The 23,200-nt window shown below is 50.7% G+C and carries 20 protein-coding genes; 10 read left to right on the top strand and 10 right to left on the bottom strand.

Annotated elements, in window-relative coordinates; genetic code table 11:
- Nucleotides 1-39: 39 nt before the first annotated feature.
- On the bottom strand, nt 40-1,194 hold the full coding sequence (gene bshA / locus ACEVG1_RS17320) for an N-acetyl-alpha-D-glucosaminyl L-malate synthase BshA (protein WP_374744985.1): 1,155 nt from the start codon (nt 1,192-1,194) through the stop codon (nt 40-42).
- A 196-nt stretch (nt 1,195-1,390) separates the two neighbouring features.
- Between bshA and ACEVG1_RS17315 the strand changes: the two genes are divergently transcribed.
- From ACEVG1_RS17315 to prfB, 5 genes are all read left to right on the top strand, one after another.
- Nucleotides 1,391-1,771 carry a BlaI/MecI/CopY family transcriptional regulator gene (locus ACEVG1_RS17315; protein WP_374744984.1) on the top strand — a complete coding sequence of 127 codons (381 nt, stop codon included), beginning with the start codon at nt 1,391-1,393 and terminating at the stop codon, nt 1,769-1,771.
- Nucleotides 1,772-1,809: 38 nt separating this feature from the next.
- Complete coding sequence (locus tag ACEVG1_RS17310) at nt 1,810-3,477, top strand: energy transducer TonB (RefSeq protein WP_374744983.1); 1,668 nt, start codon at nt 1,810-1,812, stop codon at nt 3,475-3,477.
- Between the two features lie 152 nt (nt 3,478-3,629).
- Complete coding sequence (locus ACEVG1_RS17305; protein WP_374744982.1) at nt 3,630-3,875, top strand: TraB/GumN family protein; 246 nt, start codon at nt 3,630-3,632, stop codon at nt 3,873-3,875.
- 73 nt (nt 3,876-3,948) lie between these two features.
- Entirely contained in the window at nt 3,949-5,196 is a 1,248-nt protein-coding gene (locus ACEVG1_RS17300; RefSeq protein ID WP_374744981.1) for a DUF819 domain-containing protein, read from the top strand.
- A gap of 113 nt (nt 5,197-5,309) precedes the next feature.
- Nucleotides 5,310-6,396, top strand: a protein-coding gene (prfB, locus tag ACEVG1_RS17295) for a peptide chain release factor 2 (RefSeq protein WP_374744980.1) whose coding sequence is annotated in 2 segments (ribosomal slippage) — nt 5,310-5,369 and nt 5,371-6,396 — 1,086 coding nt in all. Because the reading frame shifts where the segments join, the coding sequence is not laid out codon by codon here.
- On the opposite strand, the gene dcd is transcribed toward prfB, so the two are convergent.
- A complete protein-coding gene (dcd, locus tag ACEVG1_RS17290; protein ID WP_374744979.1) occupies nt 6,393-6,929 on the bottom strand; it encodes a dCTP deaminase in 537 nt (178 codons plus the stop codon). The two genes, prfB and dcd, sit on opposite strands and share 4 nt — an antisense overlap.
- 175 nt (nt 6,930-7,104) lie before the next feature.
- Here dcd and ACEVG1_RS17285 point away from each other — a divergent pair, with 175 nt between their 5' ends.
- Complete coding sequence (locus ACEVG1_RS17285) at nt 7,105-7,752, top strand: 4'-phosphopantetheinyl transferase superfamily protein (protein WP_374744978.1); 648 nt, start codon at nt 7,105-7,107, stop codon at nt 7,750-7,752.
- Nucleotides 7,753-7,755: 3 nt separating this feature from the next.
- Complete coding sequence (locus ACEVG1_RS17280; protein WP_374744977.1) at nt 7,756-8,154, top strand: hypothetical protein; 399 nt, start codon at nt 7,756-7,758, stop codon at nt 8,152-8,154.
- An 11-nt stretch (nt 8,155-8,165) separates the two neighbouring features.
- Here the strand turns inward: ACEVG1_RS17280 and ACEVG1_RS17275 are convergent, their stop codons facing one another.
- The 4 genes from ACEVG1_RS17275 to ACEVG1_RS17260 are packed head-to-tail and all read right to left on the bottom strand — an operon-like array spanning nt 8,166 to nt 12,357.
- Nucleotides 8,166-9,554 (bottom strand): hypothetical protein, encoded by a 1,389-nt coding sequence (locus tag ACEVG1_RS17275; RefSeq protein ID WP_374744976.1) that lies wholly within the window; start codon nt 9,552-9,554, stop codon nt 8,166-8,168.
- 9 nt (nt 9,555-9,563) lie between these two features.
- Complete coding sequence (gene bcp, locus ACEVG1_RS17270) at nt 9,564-10,025, bottom strand: thioredoxin-dependent thiol peroxidase (protein ID WP_374744975.1); 462 nt, start codon at nt 10,023-10,025, stop codon at nt 9,564-9,566.
- A gap of 21 nt (nt 10,026-10,046) precedes the next feature.
- Nucleotides 10,047-11,735: a M23 family metallopeptidase gene (locus tag ACEVG1_RS17265; RefSeq protein ID WP_374744974.1), complete on the bottom strand. Its 1,689-nt coding sequence runs from the start codon at nt 11,733-11,735 to the stop codon at nt 10,047-10,049.
- A gap of 10 nt (nt 11,736-11,745) precedes the next feature.
- Nucleotides 11,746-12,357: a fumarylacetoacetate hydrolase family protein gene (locus ACEVG1_RS17260; protein ID WP_374744973.1), complete on the bottom strand. Its 612-nt coding sequence runs from the start codon at nt 12,355-12,357 to the stop codon at nt 11,746-11,748.
- Nucleotides 12,358-12,746: 389 nt separating this feature from the next.
- Here ACEVG1_RS17260 and ACEVG1_RS17255 point away from each other — a divergent pair, with 389 nt between their 5' ends.
- The 3 genes from ACEVG1_RS17255 to ACEVG1_RS17245 all read left to right on the top strand — a co-directional run bounded on the left by ACEVG1_RS17255 (nt 12,747) and on the right by ACEVG1_RS17245 (nt 19,030).
- Nucleotides 12,747-15,851, top strand: coding sequence for a SusC/RagA family TonB-linked outer membrane protein (locus ACEVG1_RS17255; protein WP_374744972.1), 3,105 nt, complete (start codon nt 12,747-12,749; stop codon nt 15,849-15,851).
- An 18-nt stretch (nt 15,852-15,869) separates the two neighbouring features.
- Complete coding sequence (locus tag ACEVG1_RS17250) at nt 15,870-17,459, top strand: RagB/SusD family nutrient uptake outer membrane protein (RefSeq protein WP_374744971.1); 1,590 nt, start codon at nt 15,870-15,872, stop codon at nt 17,457-17,459.
- A gap of 125 nt (nt 17,460-17,584) precedes the next feature.
- Nucleotides 17,585-19,030 carry a Gfo/Idh/MocA family protein gene (locus ACEVG1_RS17245; protein WP_374744970.1) on the top strand — a complete coding sequence of 482 codons (1,446 nt, stop codon included), beginning with the start codon at nt 17,585-17,587 and terminating at the stop codon, nt 19,028-19,030.
- Nucleotides 19,031-19,104: 74 nt separating this feature from the next.
- Here ACEVG1_RS17245 and nrdF read toward each other — a convergent pair whose 3' ends face one another.
- The 4 genes from nrdF to ACEVG1_RS17225 form a co-directional block, all read right to left on the bottom strand.
- A complete protein-coding gene (gene nrdF, locus ACEVG1_RS17240; RefSeq protein ID WP_374744969.1) occupies nt 19,105-20,088 on the bottom strand; it encodes a class 1b ribonucleoside-diphosphate reductase subunit beta in 984 nt (327 codons plus the stop codon).
- Between the two features lie 117 nt (nt 20,089-20,205).
- Complete coding sequence (gene nrdE / locus ACEVG1_RS17235) at nt 20,206-22,311, bottom strand: class 1b ribonucleoside-diphosphate reductase subunit alpha (RefSeq protein ID WP_374744968.1); 2,106 nt, start codon at nt 22,309-22,311, stop codon at nt 20,206-20,208.
- Entirely contained in the window at nt 22,268-22,681 is a 414-nt protein-coding gene (gene nrdI / locus ACEVG1_RS17230; RefSeq protein ID WP_374744967.1) for a class Ib ribonucleoside-diphosphate reductase assembly flavoprotein NrdI, read from the bottom strand. The genes nrdE and nrdI overlap by 44 nt, the downstream gene beginning before the upstream one ends.
- A 108-nt stretch (nt 22,682-22,789) precedes the next feature.
- A complete protein-coding gene (locus ACEVG1_RS17225) occupies nt 22,790-23,026 on the bottom strand; it encodes a glutaredoxin family protein (protein ID WP_374744966.1) in 237 nt (78 codons plus the stop codon).
- Nucleotides 23,027-23,200 lie beyond the last annotated feature (174 nt).

Raw genomic sequence — 23,200 nt, 5'->3', positions numbered from 1 at the left:
CCTACAAAAGCAATAGATGGTATAAAATCGTCGAATACGCTAAAAATGCCGCTTGACGGAAATCTGTCGTGCACCCGCGATGACTTCCTGGTAATACTGTTCGTACAGCGGCATGATGTTGGCCAGCTGGAAATCCTTCGCCCGATTCAACGCGGCCTCCTTGAACTGCAGCAACCGATCACAGTCTTCGAGGATATAGATAGCATGGGCCGCCATGGCATCCACATCACCTGTCTCAGCGAGGAATCCGGTTACCCCGTCGATATTCAGTTCGGGCAGCCCGCCCGTGTTTGAAGAGATCACGGGTACCTTACAGGCCATGGCTTCCAGCGCAGCCAGGCCGAAGCTTTCCGAGCCGGAGGGGATGAGGAATAGATCGGATACCGAAAGGATTTCTTCAACGGCATCTTGTTTACCCAGAAAACGGATGTCGTTGGCCACGCCCAGTTCGCGCGACAGCTGCTCGGCGGCTGTACGTTCGGGCCCGTCGCCCACCATCAATAGCTTGCTTGGAATCTTTTCCTGCACTTTCTTGAAGATACGGATCACGTCGGTGGTGCGCTTCACCTTGCGGAAGTTGGAGGTGTGCACCAGTACACGCTCGTCGCCCGGGGCGATAGCCTGCTTGAAATGTTGCCGTGGCTGAAGGTTGAAACGACCGAGGTCGATAAAGTTGGGGATAACACGGATTTCGCGCGTAATGTCGAAATGGTCCAACGTTTCCGCTTTCAGGTTTTCGGAAACGGCGGTAACCCCGTCCGACTGGTTGATCGAAAAGGTCACGACCGGACTGTAGCTGGCATCTTTGCCCACCAGCGTGATGTCTGTACCGTGCAATGTGGTGACCACGGGTATGTCGATGCCATAGGTGGCCAGTATCTGCTTGGCCATGAACGCCGCGGAAGCGTGGGGGATGGCATAATGCACATGCAGTACGTCCAGCTTTTCAAACCGTACCACATCCACCAGCTTGCTCGCCAACGCAAGTTCGTAAGGTGGGAAGTCAAACAATGGGTATTTGGATATCGTTACCTCATGGTAATAGAGGTTTTCCGAAAAGAAATCCAACCGTGCAGGCTGGCTGTAAGTGATAAAATGTATCTGGTGCCCAATGGCGGCCAATGCCTTGCCCAGTTCCGTAGCGACTACACCGCTTCCACCAAAGGTGGGATAACATACGATACCGATTTTCATGTATTCCCGTCGATTTGTTGCCCCCAAAGTACGGATAAATTTCCCGATGGGATGTTCATCCGAACGTAAAAAGATTGGGATACTTCGGGCTTTCGGGGTCCTTTTAAAAAAAACTAAAGAATTAATCGTAAAACTAATAAATTAGTTTGTACCTTTGGTCATACAATATGAAGGACTTAACAAAAAACGGTATAAGATGAAAGAACTCAAGGAACTGACGCGTGCGGAAGAGCAGATCATGCAGGAGCTATGGAACCTGGAAAAAGGTTTTGTAAAAGACATCATCGAGCGGTTGCCCGACCCCAAGCCTGCTTACAATACGGTATCCACCATTGTGCGGATATTGGAAACCAAGGGTTTCGTGGGGCATGAGGCATTCGGAAAAAGCCATCGGTACTATCCGGTTGTTTCGAAAGAAGATTATCGCACGTTTGCAGCGGGTAAGCTACTCCACGGCTATTTCGATAATTCGGCGAGGAATATGCTTTCTTTTTTCCTCGAAGAGCAGAAGCTCGATCTGAAGGACGCCGATGAATTGCTGAAGCTGCTTGAAGACGCGAAGAAGAAAAAAAAGTAACGGCGTAACCCAATCGTTCACGATTAAAACTTAACGTTATGATGTATTTAGTGCTAGCCAACCTATATCTCTGTGTTTTCTACGGCTTTTATTACCTCTTTTTGCGCCGGGAAACATTTTTCCAAGGGAACAGGGTTTACTTGCTTACGAGCTTGTTATTGGCGTTTACCTTGCCACTTGCCGAATATGCTGGTTTCGATGATAGTGTGGTGTACCAATATCAGTTGCCCATGGTCGAATTGGGTGGTTCGGCATCTGGTTCGGTTGTCGGTGAGGTAGATGTTGCCCAGTCTCCCGCATCGTCAACTCCTTACCTTCCCATGCTATATATGGTGGGTTGTGGCATCGCCGCATTTTTCGTGCTGTTACAGGCATTTGGAGCCATCCGTGCACTGCGGGGCGGCGCGGCAGGTCAGGCATTTTCCTTTTTCGGCATGATACGCATTGACCACAAGGCTTATGGGAGTCATCAGATTGCCCACCACGAACAGGTGCATGCGCGGCAGTGGCACAGTGCCGATATCATGGTGATGCAGGTGGTGAAGATCCTCAACTGGTTCAATCCGGTGGTATACCTTTATGAGCGGGCCTTGCGGCTGCAGCATGAATACATCGCTGATGGGCGGACCGCTGCCAACGATCAGTTTGCTTACGCGGAGCTATTGGTATCGCGCGCGATGGGTGTAAGCGGTCCCGTTTTGGTCAACTCTTTTTCAAACAGGAAATTGCTGAAACACCGAGTGACCATGTTGCTGCGCGATAAGTCGCCCCGACGCCATAGTTGGCGCTACGCGGCACTATTGCCGGTGGTTGCCGGTATGCTCATTTTTTCGATTGCATGTAACAATCAAGAAAAAAGGGGAACGGATGAAACCGCAGCCGGGACATCGGCCGCAACCGATGCCGATGCATTCAAGAAGGAGCTGAGTAAATTTGTTGCCTATGGGGATGAGGCCTTGCGCAATGGCAAACAGGGCATATTGGCGTTTACTTTTGAAAAAGGGCAAGCTGGCCATATCGAGAACATTCGGTTTCTCAATGAATTCGGTAGCGGGCAAGAAGCGGAGGTAATTAAGGCGCTTCAAAGGGAGAACGTGGAACGCGTGGCCCCAGAAGGGAAGTATATGGTTTCCATCAATTTCCGGATCCATGGCGTTGAACCAGCAGATATGCCTCCACCGCCACCGCCCGTTTCCGAAGAATATACGCCGTTGGGCGAGGTCAATATTATAGCGGCTCCCCCCAAATTGCCGCCACCGCCAATGGTACAACCCGCTACGCGCAAAAACGACAAAGCGAATGCTACGTCCGAAAAGGAGCAGTACCCCGAACCGAAGGTGGTGGAGGTACAGGTAGCGAAAAACGAACCGGAAGAGGAGCCAAAAAATCTTGTGTTCCAGTCGGTTGAGATCGACCCTAAGCCACCGGGAGGTATGCGGGAATTCATGCAATATGTTGCTAAAAACTATGATTACCCCCAAGATGCAATAGATGCCGGTGTAAACGGCGTCGTACAGGTTTCGTTTGTGGTAGAGCGCGACGGCAGCCTTACGGATATGAAAATTCTCCGGGATTTAAAATATGGCACTGGTGAAGCCGCCATCCGCGTATTGCAGCACAGTGACAAATGGTTGCCGGGGGTTCAAAACGGCCAGCCCGTGCGGGTGGCGTACACCTTGCCTATCCGGTTGAACTTGCAACAGTAAAGACGCATTAATACCTTTCTAATGAAGCATATTCCGAATGCGATTGATCCGGTAGCGGCAGCCGGTCGTACCCATATAGTCACGGTAATAATGGCGTTTTTTTGCCTTAGTTGTGGGTGTACTGCACAGCAGCGGTTTGACAACAGTATATTATGGTCCGTCGAACATCCGGTTACCGGTGCTCTCTTCCCCCGGACGTGTATAAAGACTCCATCATGGTGATGCGGAACCGAAATATGGCACTGAAAGCGGATAGCATGATGCACGACCATACGATATTCCTGATGGTTGGCGCTGCCCATCTACCTTTTCCGACGGGTGTATTGCATTTATTGCAAGAGAAAGGCTATAAGGTGCGTCCGGTCGAAACGGTTGTTGCATTAAAGGAAAGTCGATAATCACTGTTGAAGCTGCATCCTTTTTTTTACCTTTGGCGCGTACCAACGAAGTTTGATCCACCAATTAACGACCATGGACAACACTGCAAACGCTTCCGCGCTGATTACTGACGATGCTGCCGTATTCGGGCTGCTGATGGTCATCCTGGCCGTGATTTTCTATACATCCAATAGTAAACATGCAGGGCTCCGTAAGTTTTATACCATTCTGCCGCCGCTGTTGCTTTGTTATTTTGTGCCGGGGTTGTTCAATTCGTTCGATGTCATTTCGGGCAGCGATTCCGAACTGTACGGCATGAGTTCCAATTACCTGCTTCCGGCTTGCTTGGTACTTTTTACGTTGAATATCAATTTCCGGGAGGTGTGGAAGCTCCGCAAAAAGGCAGGATTATTATTTTTTACAGGGATGATAGGGATCATCCTTGGTGGTCCGTTTGCGGTATGGCTATTCTCGTTGTTTGCCCCCGAGGTCGTATCGGGCGAGGTATGGAAAGGGCTGGCCACGCTGGCCGGCTCGTGGATAGGTGGTGGCGCCAACCAAGCGGCCCTGTTCCGCATATTCGAGCCGGCACCCGAAATTTTCGCTGCGACCGTGGCCGTGGATGTGTTTGTCGCCTATGGGTGGATGGCCGTGTTGTTGTACGGTGCTAGCAAGCAGCGGCAGTTTGACGCCTATTTCAAAGCCGAGGGCAGCGAGGTGAAGGAGCTCACCGAACGGATGGAAGCCTATGGCGGCCAAACCACGAAAGCAGCCGAAACCAAAGATTACATCATCATGCTGGGCATTGCCTTCGGCGTAACAGGGATAGCACATCTGCTGTCGGGTGTCATCGCGGAATACATCGCCACACACGCGCCGCAGCTCGATAAATTCAGTTTAACTTCCAGCTTTTTCTGGTTGATTTTGCTCGCGACGCTGATGGGCGTGGGGCTGTCGTTTACCCGAGCCCGGCAAATGGAAACGGTGGGTGCCTCGCGCTTGGCAACGGTTTTCCTCTACGTGCTGATCGCCACCATCGGGATGCAGATGGATGTGTTTGCAATACTGGATAATCCGGCACTTTTTCTGGTGGGCCTCACCTGGCTGGCCTTCCACGCCTTGCTGCTGTTTATTGTGGCCAAACTCGTTAAGGCACCCTTCTTCTTTTTCGCCATCGGCAGTATGGGCAATATCGGTGGTGTGGCATCCGCATCGGTTACTGCCGGCGCATTCCACCCGTCATTGGTACCCGTGGGTGTCTTCATTTCCGTATTCAGCTACGCGATCGGTACGTATGCCGGTTATCTGTGTGGTATTCTGATGCAGCTGGTGGCGCCTTGATGGGTTTCTGTAGACCAACGGGAGTGCTCGCGCAACGCAATAAAGAGGTGTCTTGGGCGACCTTTGCGTGAAAAAGATAAACTAAAAAAGCCAAAAATACATACCTTTGCGGCATGACCAAAGAACAGATACAGGACTTGAGGGATCGAACAGCTTCCCTGAGGAGGCACCTTTGACATCGATACCCGCAAGAACGAGATAGAAGGTGAGCAGGCTGCTACGTTGGAACCCGGTTTCTGGGACGATTCCAAGGCGGCCGAAAAAGTCCTGCAATCCATAAAGAGCAAGAAAATATGGACCGACCACTTTGATGAGGTCGCCGCGGCTGTGGACGATACCGCCGTGATGTTCGAATTCTTTCAGGCCGGCGATGCCTCCGAGGATGAGGCACAGGAGCAATATGCCATTGCGTTGAGCGAAGTGGAAGCACTGGAATTTAAAAATATGCTCAGTGCGGAGGAGGACCAACTGGATGCCGTGTTGCAGATAACGGCAGGAGCCGGCGGTACGGAGAGTTGCGACTGGGCGGGCATGCTGATGCGGATGTACATCATGTGGGGCGAAAGCAACGGCTACAAAGTGACCGAGCAGGATTACCAGGAAGGCGATGTGGCGGGCATCAAAACCGTTACCCTGCAATTTTCGGGCGATTTTGCCTACGGATACCTCAAAGGGGAAAATGGCGTGCACCGACTGGTGCGGATTTCGCCGTTTGATTCGAACGCTAAGCGGCACACGTCTTTTGCTTCCGTGTACGTGTATCCGCTGGTGGATGACAACATCGAAATCGACGTGAAGGATTCGGAAATCGACTGGGATACTTTCCGCTCGGGTGGCGCGGGTGGCCAGAACGTCAATAAGGTGGAAACGGCCGTACGCCTCCACCACAAACCTACGGGAATCATCATCAAAAACCAGGAATCGCGCTCGCAATTGCAGAACAAAGACAATGCATTGCGCCTACTGAAATCGCAGCTGTACGAGATCGAGATGCGCAAGCGGCAGGAAGCTACCGCGGCGATAGAGGGAAGCAAGAAGAAAATCGAGTGGGGCTCGCAGATCAGGAACTATGTGCTGCACCCCTATAAGCTGGTGAAAGACCTGCGCACCAACATAGAGACCTCCAATACGCAGGCGGTGCTTGATGGCGATATCGATGAATTCCTCAAAGGTTACTTAATGGAGTTCGGGGGGGATTAAAACTCATTCTTCCACATCATGCTCTCCACGGGGCGGGTGGTTTTATTGTTGTACTTCGCGTTGCCCTTCGTATTGTAGAAGACTTCGATATCGCCTTCCACGTGAAAATAGATCAGCTGGCCAATCGGCATGCCGGCATAGATCCGTACAGGCTGTGCGACAGAAATCTCCAGTGTCCAGGTGTTGCAGAATCCCACGTCGCCCTTGCCGGCAGTAGCATGGATATCAATACCCAGCCTGCCCGTGCTCGATTTCCCTTCGAGGAAAGGAACATGGTTATGCGTTTCGGTATATTCAAGTGTTACGCCGAGATAAAGCGTGTTGGGCTCCAGCACGAAACCGGCCTTCGGGATTTCAAAGTGTGTAATCTCGTTGTGCTGCTTTGCATCCAGTACGCGGTCTTTGTAGGTGGCCAGGTATTTGCCCAGGTGCACATCGTACGAATTGGTGCCGAGACACTCCCTGCGGAAAGGCTCGATAACGATGGAGCCGCTTTTCAGCTCCTCTAAAATACGTTTGTCAGATAAAATCATTTCTTGTATAAGCTCGTGGCAAAAATACACTAATGAATCAGATTTTTAAGGAATTGGTAATAAATAACTATTTTTCCGCTGTACGTGTTACTTTTTATCGGCAGCCGGAGAGAACGATAAATTATTGATGTCGTAATTGTTTTTTCGTACCAATAATTTATCTAAGTTTGGCTGTATGGCATTGGCATATTTACGGGAGTTGGATAATAACGTACGGTTTGCGATCTGGCGGATCGAGGAGTCTGCCGAAGACCTGATCAGTCGAATCCAGTTGGACGATCGCGAAAGGGCAATCCTGAGCCGATTGAATAAGGGCAAACGTACATTGCACTGGCTGGCCACACGCGTCTTATTGCGGACCATGTTGGATACGTCGGGTTTCATCGACTGCCCGTCGGACGAAAACGGCAAACCTTTCTTGGTTAATTTCCCGCAACGTATCTCACTGACACACTCGTTTGACTACGCTGCGGTAATGATGAGCGATAACGGCGAGGTGGGCATCGACTTGGAACTGGTAAAGCCGAAGATTGTCCGTATTGCCGATAAGTTCATGAAAGCCGATGAGCTTGCGGCTATCGGCAGGGACCACATCGGGAAACTCTATGCCTGCTGGTGCGCCAAGGAAGCGGTATATAAGCTGCAGGGAAACAAAGGGGTTTCATTTAAAGATAACATGACCATCCGGCCGTTTGATTTCCAAGACCAAGGGATATTATTCCTGGAACTGGATGCGCCGCACCGTAAGGAGCCATTTAAAGTATATTATGAAAAATTCCAGGAATATATGCTCGGCTATGTGATGGAAGGAGGATTGGATTAAACCATGCTGAAAAGAGATTCATTAACTGCACAGATGCAGCAATTGAGCCACACCCTCGCGAAGGTGAAACGGCTTATCGTGGAAGAACAAGGTACGGAAGCCTTATCGACCCTGGAAGGGGTACTGGGCGAATATTTCGGGACATCGATTACTGACCTGCTGGAGACACCGGCCAACGTTTTCCGCCAGCACTTGGATAAAGCAGACTTTCTGCCTGAGGAACTGAGCCTTTTGGCCGATTTTCTGGATACCGCGGCCGAGACGCGTGGGGTGGATGCCGAACGGGACCGGATATGGGAAAAGGTGTTGCTTGTTTACGACGTATTGGAACAGGAACACAAGGTTGTATCGTTTGCCCATATTGCCCGTAGGACTGCCATCGACGCCGCTATTGGTAAATAGCCTCCCCGTGGTCATCTACCTTCGTATGTTTCCAATAACTGGACCAAGCTATGTAATTGGGGGTTTTTCATGCGGAGCGTTCCGTTGATCACTGCGCGGTTGTCGGTTGCGGGTTTGCCCGATAGTTCGAGCACATCGAATGCTTGCAAGTGGGGAGCCACGACCGGCAGGAAGTCGGATATAAGTAGCTTATTGAAATCGACGCGAAGGTAGAGGAGGTCCCGCCCTTGGCCGGACGGCACAGGTGGTGCAAGCGGTTCGCTCGCCGTATGGAACTGCACGTAATCCGGGGGCAACGCGCTGACGCCGACGCGGAATAACGGAAGTACGCCGCGATTGACGGTGTTGTCCGGTATCTCGAGCACGCCCTGCGCTTGTAGGTAGCCGATAAGTGCGGTATCCGCCCCTAGGGAACAATAAATTTCCGGAACGGGTTTGTCGATGACCTCAAGTGTTTCCACGGGGTCGAAATTATCGTCGTAATCGTAGTTGATCATCGTGTCTTGCTGGGTAATGGTTCCTTTCCACTCCAAGACGGCGCGACCTTTATAGTGGCTTAGTAGACTATCACCCTGTAGTGTGTGGTCGCCGATATCGAATTGCCTGCCTGATAAGAAGGCTGTTAAGTTATCCTGCACCCACAGGCTTACCGCATTGGAATCGGCGAAACGGGGTGTGCCTTCCAGTCGGGCGGGCATGTAGTCCATTTCGTACCGGCCATTAAAGGTTGCCACACCCTTTTTAAAATCGATGGAGAACCGGTGTTCGCCGCGCGCACTTACCTGACCACCGTCGCGCATGATTTCCCGGAAATCACTTTTGCTAACGGCAACGTTGCCGCCATATCGCTGCAACACGCTGGTCAGTACATCGGTGAGGAGAACGAGATCGGCTTTGGGTTTCCGGAGCGACAGCGCAAACAAGGCGCGTTTCGGTTGGATAACGACGAGGGTACGCTCTGATGATGCTACGGTGCCTTGGTGGTTCGTGTGGATTTCCATGCCGAGGTCGTCTTGCAGCCTAGCGGTAAACGCCGTCGGATCATCCACCACCACTGATCCGAAATAGACATCCGGAAATTGGTCGGACAGTACATGGTCCACTTGATAGAGGAAGAGGTTGGCAGGTATCCGTATGCCCGGCTGCTTCCATTGCTTTAGGCTGAATATGGTCGAGCGATGTTCCGTTGTGTCGCGGTAGGCCCCATTATTCCACCACCAGTTCCAAGCGATGTCCCGGATGAGACCGTCTATGTGGATGCGGACCACCGATGTGGCGTTGCGGGGAATCGGTGCCAGGTTAGCCCGGTATTGCCGGTACGCCCAATAGCTCCAACAGGCCGCTATAATGAGCAGGATAGGACCGAGGGCGGCAAAGAGCAGGCGCTTGGCAACAGACATGTAAGCAAATTAACCGAGCAATTCCCTTACCTGCTGGGACGCCCGCTTATTGTCGACCTTGTCTATAATGTGCGTGATGGTGCCGTTTTCGTCGATAACGAAGGTGGTGCGCAGCGTACCCATATACTTTTTTCCGAACAGCGACTTTTGGGCCCAAACGCCATAATCGTTCACGATCCGCTGGTCGGTGTCAACGAGTAGGGTAAACGGTAAATTATATTTGCTGGCGAAATTGCGGTGGGAGCGCTCCGAGTTGACGCTGACGCCGATGACTTCAAAGCCATCCGCTAGCAGCGACTGGTAATTGTCGCGGTAGTTGCAGGCCTCGGTGGTACAGCCCGGGGTATTGTCTTTGGGATAAAAATAAAGGATGACCTTTTTGCCCTTGAAATCATTCAAGGACACCGTTTTACCATGTTGGTCTGTCGCTGTGATTGCCGGGGCCTTGTCGCCCACTTTCAGTGTTGCCATATTTTGCGGATTTTCGATGTGTTATTTTAAAAATGGGGCCTCATAAACCTGCTCGTTATCTTTCCAGTCGACCACTTCCAGCCGGAAAGTATGCTTTCCGGTGGGCAAACTGCTTTCGAATACGTGCCATAGCGAACGTGATTTCGGGTCGTACTCCATCAGCACCCACTTGCCGTCTATATAGCCGTTGAAGGATTGTATGCCCGATAGGTTGTCGGAAATTTTAACGTTTACACGGCTTACTGCGCCCATGTCTTTGCCCGGACTGATATTCTGCGGCTGGATGGTTGGCGGTACGGTATCCACGGCGATGTGGAAACTGCCGAAAGAGCGGGTTTTGGTACGCACCCAGCCATCGTTGAAGTTGCCGCCATGCGAGTTCCGCCGATCATCTACAATAATCGCTTTGGATTTCAAGGCATCGGTCAGCGTGCTGTCGGGTCTGATTTTGAGCTCATAGCTCTCGAAGAGCGGGGTGAGCCGGTTATGTACATGTTGCACCATCGAGTAGCCGTCTTTCGGACGGGCTCCCTGGTGGTAGTTGAAATGCAAGTGATCGTATAGGGCGCCTTCGGGGATGATGATTTCGATATGGTCTGCAGCGAAGCGGTTTTCGCGATCGTAGCGAAACATGGCCGTACCAGTGGTGCGCTGCTTATCGGGCGTGTATGATGGATCGTTTTTTACCTTCAGTGTGTGGGTGCTGGTATTCCCATGTGCATCGCGCACCCGATACCTCAGGGTGTGTTCGAGGTTATCCATCAGCGTGATGCTGCCATCGCCTTCGAGGAAATGGAAAATGTTGATGGGGTTATTGGGGTCCCTGAAGCTTTTTTGTACCCGTGTCCGTTTGAGGATATAATAGGGGTAGTCGATATAAGAGTGGATAGCCCGCGAAGTGGCAAACGACAGTTCTTCGAAAAGGACGGTGCTGATCGGTTTATCGTCTAAGAAAAGCTCGATGGAGTAGACCCCATTGTTGAAGGTTGTGCCGTTGTGCCGATCGGTGGTATTGATGCCGATGCCAAACCGGCCATTTACATGGATGGTTTGCTGATCGGTCAACGAGAGATGCCTCCGTGGTGTATGTTCGCTGAATGGGCGATCTTCGAGATCGTACACGGTGATTCCGCGGATGGTGGGCGGAATGTCATCGGGGAATTTCAATCCGAAGAGCTGCGGATTGAGCGGTGCTTCCGTTTCGGTATCGCGTAGTTCGAAGTGGAGGTGTGGGCCTTCGGAACTACCCGAGTTTCCCGACAGTCCGATTCTGTCGCCTTTTTTCAGTAATAAGGTTGTGGAATCCAACGGGATATCCACATCGAAGCGTTGCAGTTCATATTGCTTGGCTTTAACGATGGCCATCAGCTGGGCGTTGAATTCCTGCATGTGCAGGTATACGCTGGTAAACCCGTTAGGGTGGTTGATGTACACAGAGTTGCCGCCGCCACCCATCTGCACACGCACGCGCGACACATAGCCATCTGCCACTGCCACGACGGGCAGTCCTGTCCGCTGTTGGGTACGGTAATCGTCGCCAGCATGTAAATGTGTCGAACGTAATTCGCCGAATGTCCCCGATGCCTGCGGCGGGATGGCCAGTGGGCTCCCGAAATAGCCCGCCGGATACGTGCGGGTTTTGATGAGGGGCTGCGCCACGGCCGTAAGGGCGGTGAAAAATAAGCTTGTGCAGATGCAGAAAACCTTCATGTATAAATTGTTATTTCACGTGAAAATGAAATAGCCGTTCGGTGCCGATAAAACCTTCCAGGTAATCATCGATAGCCACCGGCCCGACGCCGGCGGGCGTACCCGTGAAAATAAGGTCGCCCTTGCGCAGGGTGATGTATTGCGACACGAACACCAGGATATCCTCGAAGGAGAAAATCATTTCGGCGGTATTGCCCCGCTGTACCGTAACCCCGTTTTTATCCAGCCGGAAACCGAGGTTATGTAAGTCGCCGAATGTATCTTTGGGGTACAGCGCACTTACTGGCGCTGACCCGTCGAACGCCTTGGCGAGTTCCCATGGCAGCGATTTGTCCTTTTGTTGCTGCTGGATATCCCGTGCCGTGAAATCGATTCCAAGTCCTACGGCATCGTAATACGTCGGTGCAAATTTCGCGCCGATGTGCTTCCCTTCTTTACAGATGCGGAGCACGACCTCCACTTCGTGGTGGATGTTTCCGGAAAAGGCCGGGTAATAGAAATTGTGGTTGTCTTTCAACAATGCCGTATCGGGTTTGAGAAAAATAACCGGCTGTTCCGGCACTGCATTGTGCAGCTCTTTGGCGTGATCGGGATAGTTACGGCCGATGGCGACAATCTTCATAACTGTTTCATTTGGCGCAAACTTAGCTAAATTCCACTGCAATCGGGAAAATGCCCTATGCCGATTTTTTTGCAACTCCTTCCATTATTACATACCTTGGCCCCGTTGTCGGAGCAAACGTTGCACGAAAACAAACCAACGGAAAAACAAACAAATAAAGTCTTTCGCCTGTTAAAGCATTTGTAAGCATGTCTAGAAATTTTTATTCGCCCGTTAGCTAAAATATTTTAGCTTACTCTGTTGAGTTAGGTTACCATTGGCTATTGACCACATCCTTGCGGACTGGAAGCCCGGGCCCGGCGTAGATTTATTCCCAAGGGAATCGATTGAAGGGGCTGGTGCGACTGGTATTGAACCGAGAATGAATGATGTACCAATAAAACAAAACGATGAACCAACAATTAAGTAAAACACGACGCGGGAGGATGCCATTGACATTGCTCCCGCTAGCCGCCGCTTTGCTGGCGGGGCCGGCAGTTGCGGGAAACAATGGGTATACGGCAGGGTACGTGGTGGCGCCTGCGGTGCAGCAAACCATTACCGGTACGGTAACCAGCACAACCGGCACACCCCTCACGGGGGTATCGGTGGCCGTAAAGGGTACCTCGCGTGGTGCGGCTACCAATGATGCGGGGCAGTATGCGATTGCTGCCGAAGCGGGCGAGGTCCTGGTGTTTTCCTATTTGGGCTATACGTCCCAGGAAATCGCGGTGGGGCAAACGGCCACTATTAATGTACGGTTGCAGGAAGATGCAGAAAGTCTGGAAGAGGTTGTGGTGGTGGGCTACGGTACGCAGCGGAAATCCGACCTGACAGGGTCGATAGGCGTACTGTCGGCGGAGGACCTACTGCAGGCTCCTGTTAACAACGCACTGCAGGGGATGAAAGGACGCGTTGCCGGTGTTAACGTGTTCCTCAATTCAGGTTCCCCATCAGGGAGTCCGCGTATCCTTATCAGGGGCCTGGGTACGATCAATTCCTCTTCAAATCCATTATTTGTTGTTGATGGGGTAGCGATGGAGAGTATGCAATTTCTTAATCCCAATGATATTGAGCGGATGGAAGTATTGAAGGATGCTTCATCTACAGCAATTTATGGTGCTAGGGGGGCAAATGGCGTTATCCTTATTACTACGAAACGGGGTGCGAAAGTCAGCGGGACGGTCGTTAGCTATGACGGCTTCGTGAATGTGGGTACGCTGCCCCGCAAAATCGATGTGCTTAATTCTGCCGAATGGTTGGAAGTTATTGAACGTGGTTTTGCCAACCATTCCAAATACAGCACGGACGATATCCCGGCACTTACCCGAGATGACCCGAGGCTCTTCGATGCAGCAGGGAATCCATTATACGATACCGATTGGCAGGAAGAAGCAACTCGCACGGCGTTGTCACATAACCACCAATTTGCCGTACAGACCAAGGCTGACAATTCTTCGTTTGGTGCTTTTATTAACTACGCCAACATGCAGGGAATCATGCTCCGTAACGATGTAGAGCGTATAAATGGTAAAATAGCCTATGATGCCCAGCCGAAAGATTGGCTGTCTTTAGGCGTTAATCTGCTGGCAAATTACACGAAGGAAAATGAGTTTGAAGAAGGCGGTGGCCATCAAATGCCGCGTCGATCGATGCTCGAGATGGTGCCGATCTTCCCAGTGAAGTTCCCGGACGGGACATGGTCGAATAGTAGCATGATTACCGACCCATTCGGATTGGAAGCGATCCCGAATCCGGTGCACGTACTCGAGACCCAAGACAGGCTCCGTAAGCGGCAGCAGTTGTTTGGCAATGCATACCTTACTTTCCATATTCTACCCGGGCTGGATCTGCGCACGCAATTTGGTTTTGATAAGCACGACACCAATATTCAAGAGTACAGCCCGACTGATTTAATTAACATTTCGCAACCGTTGGGCCGCGCTTACCTCGAGAACCAGCGGTCTTTTTACTGGCAAGAGGAAACCTACCTGAACTACAATAAGGAAATCGGAGACCACCGTATTAACTCCGTGTTGGGGTTGAGCTGGCAGGAACGTATCTACGCAAATAATTCGATTTCTGCGGAAGGGTTTGCGGATAACTTCTTCCGCTTTAATGCCATCCAATCGGCTAGCCAACCGGGGGCACCGGCGTCTTCGTACGACAAGTGGGCGATGAACTCTTATTTTTTGCGTGGTAGCTATAGCTACAAAGATCGGTATTTGGTGACGCTGACGGGTAGGATCGATGGCTCTTCGCGGTTCGGTGAGAACAACAAGTACGGCATCTTCCCCTCGGCCGGATTGGGCTGGGTGTTGTCGGAAGAGTCATTCCTGAATGATATACAAGCCTTGGACGAACTTAAAATCCGTTCAAGTTACGGGGTAACCGGTAATACCGAGATCCCGACGTATCAATCGCTCGGGACAATATCCACCGGAACGACGCTGATCAACGGAAGCCGGGTAGCGTATAGTTACATCAATCGCTTGCCCAATGCCAATTTGGAGTGGGAGAAGACCAACCAGTTCGATGTGGGCTTTGATTTGGCGATGTATAACCGCCGCCTTACGGTGGCGTTTGATTATTACTATAAGCTTACGACGGACCTGCTGCTCGATAAGCCGGTACCTTATTCTACGGGTTTCACTGGCGTACGCGACAATATCGGTTCGGTATCCAACAGGGGGGTAGAAGTGCTGTTAAGCGGTGTGCCCGTAGCGAATGATGTGTTTAACTGGCAAACCACACTCAATTTCAGTTTCAACAAAAACCGCATCGAGGAGTTGGGTGAGAATGACGAGGATATTTTCCCCGGACCGAACTGGGTGTCGGGAAGCCAAACGATATTGCGGGTGGGCGAGCCGCTAAGTTCGTACTGGGGTTACCGCCGATTAGGCACGTGGGGTACCGACGAAGCTGACGAGGCTGCGGCGATAGGTGCCATTCCGGGGGTCGCTAAACGGAGTGCTGAACGGACCATCATCGGGAACGGCCTTCCCGATTGGGTAGGGAGCTTCGTGAATAACATAAGTTATAAGAACTTCGATCTTACCGTCGACCTGCAATTCGTCTGGGGAGTGGACATCCTGCAACAATTTACCCACTCTATGGAAGACCGCACCGGGCTATCGAATGGCCTCGCGACTACATTGTACGACAGTTGGACGGAAACGAACCAGAACACCATGGTACAACAAATCCGGAACGGGGCTTACTCCGGCCAGAATAGTGAAGTTGATGACCACTGGGTAGCCGATGGCTCGTATTTACGCGGTAACCTTATCTCACTCGGTTATAATTTCGGGAGCGTGTCGCTGGACAGGCTAAACTTGAAGGGCCTGCGGGTTTATGCCAGTGTACAGAATGCATTCCTTATTGACTCAAAGGAATTTAAAGGGTATGATCCGGAGGCAACGTCTTGGGGCGGAGATCAATGGGGGCAGAATATTTTCTTCTTCCAGTATCCCAACCCGCGGACTTTTACGATAGGTACCAGTTTCCAGTTCTAACCAAAAAAACGATAGACGATGAAAAAGTTAATAGCAATTATGGTTACAGCAGGAGTACTGGCGACCTCCTGTTCGGATTTTCTTACGGAAATGCCAAAAGATGAAATCGCGCCGAACCAGTTTTTCAAAAATTCGGATCACGCGTATAATGCGGTGAATGGGTTATATCGGTCTGGCGTACCCTCGTTGTTTGGCGCTAGTGTTTACGCCGGATCGAGGCTGATGTTCGGCCCTTATATGTCCGGGTTGGTAGACAACGATTATAAAGGGCAGGAAGTCCATGTACAGCATGCCCAAGAGCTTACTTTGAACAGTGTTAATATGTCAGGATACCTTGGTGGTTTCTGGCGCGATATGTACCTCGGGATATCTCGTGCGAACAACGCCATCAAGTATATCCCTACGACACCTGGGCTGGCCGAATCGGAAGCTGATAAATTACTTGCGGAGGCCCGTTTTTTCAGGGCGATGAATTACTACTATCTCGTTCGCTTTTTCGGAGGCGTGCCGCTGATTACTGAGCCGTACGAAAGTCTGGAAAATTTATATGTTGAACGTGCTTCCATTGCTGATGTGTATGCGCTTATTATTGAAGACCTGACGTTTGCCGCCCAAGATGGTAGGCTTGCTGAGACAACGATGAGCGGTAATGGGAACCGGATAACGCACGGTGCGGCACAGTCACTGCTCGCAGAGGTCTACCTTACCATGAGCGGCTACCCGTTGCAGGCAGATCGATATGCCGATGCCGCCAGCGAAGCCCGCGATGTGATTTCCAGCGGTGTGTATAATCTCACCCAACATGAGCGAAATGCGCAAGGCGAAGTGGTGTTGGCCAATAGTGCTTACAATAAAGCTCGGATAGCTGATAATCTTCCCAACGAGCAGATTTATTATTACGAGTTTATGGCGGATATTTCGGACTTCCGCTCCGGCTATACGCAGTATGCATTTCCGGTGAGCATGGCCCCAGAATTGGCATATGCGATTTTCAATAATGCCTATCGGCCCACAGCGGCTCTGCTGCGTGCCTATGATAGCGATGCGGACTTACGTATACAGGAAAAGCAGTATTTCCATTCGTCGCTGACGAGGGCCGATGGTTCAGTGGCCAATTTCAATACGGCGCCTCATATCTGGTTTGACGAAGAGGCATCGTTGGAAACTGCAACATCGGGGAAAGATCTGCCAATTATGACCTATGCTAATATACTGCTGGTGGCTGCCGAGGCCATAGCCCAGTCCGAAGGTGTTACGGCTGAAGCGGTGGATTATCTCGCACAGGTAAGAAGCCGGGCTTATTGGAAACAAACAACGGCCCAGGTAAAGGCCGATTTGGCAGGCCTCACCCCCCAACAGTTCGTGGAGGAAGTATGGAAGGAGCGATTGCGTGAACTACTGTTTGAGTTCCATGTCTGGTTCGATATCCAACGGACACGGCAATTCCCGGTAACGGGGGATAATGGTGAGATAGACTTTGTCGATGTCATCGGTCACCAAAATAACTTTGGCGCTACGTACTCCGAAGACCACCTGTTGTTCCCCATACCGGATGAGGAAATACAGCGGAACCCATCATTGGATCCAAACCCGGGATACGGTAATTAGCGACTAACTGCCAGCAAGTTGTTACATAACTTGCTGGCAATTTTATTATATTAGCAGCGTGCGACTTGCTGTACGCAGGGTGCATGGAAGCAGAAATACGCTAAAACAATTTAATTAACTTTTAAATGAAAAAGAGTAATCAAGTAAAAGCAGGCGCAACCCGAAGGGATTTTATTAAAACCGGGGCCGCTGCCGCCGCGGGCTTTATGGTGGTACCCCGCCATGTATTGGGCGGTACAGGTTTTATCGCTCCCAGCGACAAATTGGTCGTAGCGGGCATAGGTGTAGGTGGTAAGGGAGATTCGGATTTAAATAACTTCCATAAGAGCGGTAAGGCCGAAATCGCCTTTCTCTGCGATGTGGATGACCGTCGCGCGGCGGGGTCGGTGAAGCGGTTCCCCAAAGCCAAATATTACAAGGATTACCGGGAGATGCTCGATAAAGAACACCGCCATATTGATGCGGTTTCGGTATCTACTCCCGATCACAACCATGCGATACAGGCGTTGGCTGCTATGCAGCTGGGCAAGCACGTATATGTGCAGAAGCCACTTACGCACGATGTATTTGAAGCCCGTGCATTGACGCAGGCAGCAAAAAAATATAAGGTGGTAACCCAGATGGGTAACCAAGGGGCATCGGGCGATGGTGTCCGTATCATGCGTGAATGGTTTGATGCCGGGCTCATCGGCGATGTGCATACCATTTATACGTGGACAGACCGGCCGGTGTGGCCGCAAGGTATCCAGTGGCCAGCCCGGAAAGCAGAGGTACCCAAGGAACTCGACTGGGACCTTTGGTTGGGTACAGCCCCCCAAAAGGATTACATCGATAAATTGGTTCCGTTCAACTGGCGTGGTTGGTGGGATTACGGCACAGGTGCGCTCGGCGATATGGGGTGCCATATCATGGAAGCGCCGTTCAGTATTCTGGGTCTCCAGTATGTGAAAGATGTACAGGCCAGTGTTGGCAGCGTCTATGTAGATGAGTTCAAGCGGGGCTATTTTCCCGAAAGCTGCCCGCCGTCAAGCTACGCAGTACTTACTTTTCCGAAATCGGAAAAAACAACCGGCGATGTGAAAATCCATTGGATGGACGGCGGTATACAACCGCAACGCCCGGAAGAACTGGGGCCGAACGAGGTATTCGGCGACGGTGGCAACGGTATCCTCTTTGTCGGTACAAAAGGTAAGATGATGGCCGGCTGCTACGCGGAGAACCCCAGGTTGTTGCCTACATCGCTAACCGAGAAGCACCAACTGCCTGTTAAATACGAACGGGTGCCCAATGGGTCCGGTGGCCACTATGCACAATGGGTAGAGGCGTGTATTGCCGGACATGGCAACAAAGAAGTGAGTTCGCCGTTCGCCATCGCTGGTCCGCTTACCGAAGCGCTACTTATGGCCAATTTGGCTATCCGCGGCTCAGACTTGCGTATTGATAACAAATACCCCGGACGAAACCTCAAGTTGATCTGGGATAACGAAAACATGAAGGTGACCAATTTCGATGAGGTCAACCAATTCGTGAAACGGCAGTATCGCCAAGGCTGGGATTTGCCAACCGTTTAATAACAACGATGAGTTGGTTTAAGCAAAAAGGGTACGTCGATCGACGTACCCTTTTTAGTTGCGCTTATTTTTAATTATATGGCTATCGATGTATCCATCACGAAATCTTCGTCGCGGAGATGCACGATTTCCGTGGCTTTTTCGTAGTTGGTGGACTTCTTCGAGAAGAAATCATGCTGGGTGGTTTCCACGCTAAGCCCATTCAACACGATTGGGTTTACGCGCTTCACTTCAAACAGCGGGTCAAAGCCCAGGTTCATCAATGCCTTGTTCGCGTTGTAACGTACGTACTCCTTCACCTCAGCGGTGAGGCCTACCTCGGTGTAGATTTCTTCGGTATACTTGAGTTCATTTTCATACAGCTCGTTGAGCAGCTCAACGAGCTTTTCTTTGGCCTTTTCGGGATGGGGTAGCGTTTTGTACACATCTTGTGCCAACAGCCCTACGAACACACCATGGATGGACTCATCGGCGATGATTTTCTTGATGATATCTGCGCTGGCCACCATATGCCCCTGCCCGCAGAGCCACAGCGGGATGAAAAAACCACTGTAGAACAGGAACGACTCGAGGAATACCGATGCACATAAGCCCATGAAGAGGTCTTCCTTGCTGATGTCGGTGTCGCCCAGTTTACTATAGTACTTGTCGATGGTCGATGCTTTGAACTGTAGGTACTTGTTGTTCTGTACCCATTGGAAGATGTCTTCAATGTCGCGCGAGGTGGCTACTGTTGTAAAGATGGTTGAGTATGACTTCGCGTGGATAGCTTCCATCATGCACATGTATGCCAGTACCGATTTGTTTTGCAACGAATCGATATGGTCCATGATCTTAGGCATGCCTGTGTGGCTTTGAAGGGTATCAAGCAGGGTAAGGCCACCCAATGCCTTTTTGTAACACTCCCGCATCTCGGGGGAGAGGGCCTTCCAACTATCGATATCTTTAGAAGGAATGTATTCGGTATCTATCCAGAATTGCTTGATGTTCTGTTCCCAGAACATCAGCGCGTAATCATTTTCGGGGTCGTTCCAGTTGACGGCTTTATATTGTTTCATTCGTAATTAATTTTTTATAATTGAACACTGATGACGCAGATGTTACGGATACGCGCAGATCAATCGTCCATCGGTGGGAATCCGCTTGATCCGTGTCATCTGCATTCCATTCTTTCCCTATGCCGAGCACGACACACACTCGCTGATCGATGATTTCCGCGTGCGCGTGTAATACAACGATTTCAGTCCCATTTTGTGTCCAAAGATGTAGTATTTGGCCAAATCACGGGTATTATCCTTGGAGTTGGTGTGCAGGATGGTGGATATACCTTGGTCCACATGCCGCTGGATAACGGAAATCAGCCGTAATACCTTCATCTGGTCCATGTCGTATGCCGATTTGTAATAGAAGTAGTTGTCGTTGGTGAGGTACGGCATGGGGTAATAGGTGGTGCTATCACCGTATTCCCGCACTTCGATGGTATCGACAATCGGCATGACCGATGCGGTGGCATTCATGATGTATGAGGTCGACTGGTTGGGGGCAATGGCTATCCGGTAGGCATGGTATATGCCGTGCTCCTGTACCTCCTGCTTCAATACTTTCCAATCTTCTATAGACGGGATATCGACACCGGCGAACAATTCGGTCACCTTGATGGTGGTAGGGAAGTAATCGCGGGTGGTGTATTTGTCGAAATATGTCCCATCGGCATACGCCGTTTTTTCGAAACCTTCGAAGGTTTGCTTCCGTTCGCGGGCAATCTCCATGGATGCCTGCAACGAATAATAATTGACCATCATGAAAAACACATTGGCGAAATCCAATGCTTCTTCGCTTTCATACATGATGAAATTCTTTGCGAGGAAGCCGTGCAGGTTCATTGCACCCAAGCCCACGCTGTGTAGTTCGCGGTTGGCCTTCTGGATGGAAGGTACCATGGCGATGTCGGTTACGTCGGTTACCATGGTGAGCGCACGCATAGCGGTTTTTACGGATTGCTTGATCCGTTTATTTTCCATTACGGTAGCGATATTGAGCGAACCGAGGTTGCACGAAATACCGTATCGGATCGTATCTTCCTGTCCGTAGATATTGATGTCAGACACCTCGGATACCTGCATGATCTCTGTACAGAGGTTGGAAAATTTGACCTTGCCAATGCCGTTCAATGCGTGTTGCTTATTGGCATTTTCTTTAAAGAAAATGTACGGGTAGCCGCTTTCCTTCTGCGTTTGGGCAATTTTGACCAACAGGTGGCGGGCATTGATTTTGCGTTTCTTTATTTTCGGATTGGTAACGAGCTCATCGTACATTTCGTCCATATCCAAGTTATCCAGCGGTTGGCCGTATTCCTGCATCACCGTGTGCGGATAGATCAGGTAGCAAGGCTCATCCTTGGTAGCCAGTTCCATGAACTTATCGGGCACGATTACACCGATAGAGAGCGACTTGATGCGGACCTTCTCATCCACATTGATTTTCTTGCAATCAAGGAACTCTTCGATGTCCGAGTGGAAGATGTTGAGGTACACCGCCCCGGCTCCGGGCCGTTGGCCCAATTGGTTGGCATAAGAGAAGGTGTCTTCCAGGATTTTCATGATGGGTAACACGCCACCGGCACGCCCATCCACACCTTTGATGGCTTCACCACGGGCGCGGATTTTTGAAATATTGAACGATACGCCGCCACCGATGGAAGACAGCTTCATCGCCGAATCTATTGCGTAGCCGATGCCATTGAGGTTGTCGCCGATTTCATCGAGGAAGCAGGATACCAATTCGCCCGAGCGCTTTTTGCCGGCGTTGAGAAACGTAGGCGTTGCAGGCTGGTATTCCTGGTTGATCAGCAGCTCGGCATATTCGAGCGCCTGCTCTACCCCGCCGTGGCGGGCAAGGAACAGCGATACGGCAGCAACGCGGTCCTCGTAGCGCTCCAGGAACTTCTCTCCTGAATCATCGCGCAGGGCATAGCTTTGGAAAAACTTGAACGCACTCATGAACGAGGCGAAGCGGAATTTTTTGGAAGCGATGAAATCGTATACCCGCTCCATCTCCTCAAAGGTAAACCACTCATAGAAATTGATGTAGTAGTCGTTTTCGATGAGGTAGTCTATTTTCTCTTTAAGGGTGTAAAAGAAGACCGTGTTTTTATTGACGTACTCGAGGAAATAAGCGCGCACAGCCTCTTTGTCCTTGTGCAGGCTAAATTCCTCGTCGTTCTTGATCATGATTTCGTTATTGAGCAATATCCAGCTCTTTGCTACCTCGTTTGTTACCATGGTTTCTCCTTGATTTGATGATGGCGATAAATTCGTTGATGTCTTCGTTGGTTCCCGATAGTTCAAATTTCAATGCCAGCGGGATACCGTATTCGGTGGCAATCTTGTTTCCGGCAACGGCGAAATTCTGTCCCCAATTTCGGTTCCCGCTCGACGACACGGATAGGATATACGGACTTGCCTGTTGCAGGAAGTTCCTGGTGGTTTCAGGGATTTCCCCGAACCGGGTGGTGAATGTTACCAAGTGGCCCTCTTGCACAGCCACCGTATCGGGTTGGATTTTCTGTGTTTCCCACCCGGTCGCTTCGGCCACTTTGTGCATAAACCGTTCTACGTTGCCCGTTTTGCTGTCGTAATATATCCGCTCCATGTTGCGAACCTTTTTAGATGCCAAACCCCCACATACCGAGGGGGTCTTTTTTATGATGATGGTGCTGTACTGCGTGTGCCTGTTGTAGGCTCCGTTTTGCTCGGCGGGTTATTGCACGGTCAAAGCCGACAGCTCTTCCGGCTTGAACCCGATGATACGCTGGGTTTCCTCATCCTGGTTCAATACGATGACCGTAGGCACGGTACGGACCTTGTATTGGATGGCTAGTTCCGGTTTGTCAAACGGATTTACTTTTTCATAGGAAATACCCCTGCGGTCGAGAAACTCCGACACTTGGTTGCAGGGTGCACAATCGTTTTTTTCGAACTTAATAATCCGTGTCATACGCTATAAAATTTTATGTTCAACATTCACCGGAAGCCTACCGTTTTCGTGGGGAGCTTCCAATCATTTCTTGCCGTAAGGTTGGTAAGTTGTAGCCTTGAACAAATATCAGCTATTTAATTCCAGCTAGGTAGGAATTGTTATCAACAGATGTGGAATTATACACATTGTGGA

The organism is Parapedobacter sp. 2B3, from assembly GCF_041925275.1.
GTDB lineage: Bacteria > Bacteroidota > Bacteroidia > Sphingobacteriales > Sphingobacteriaceae > Parapedobacter > Parapedobacter pyrenivorans_A.
This window is presented reverse-complemented; position numbering and strand designations above follow the sequence as displayed.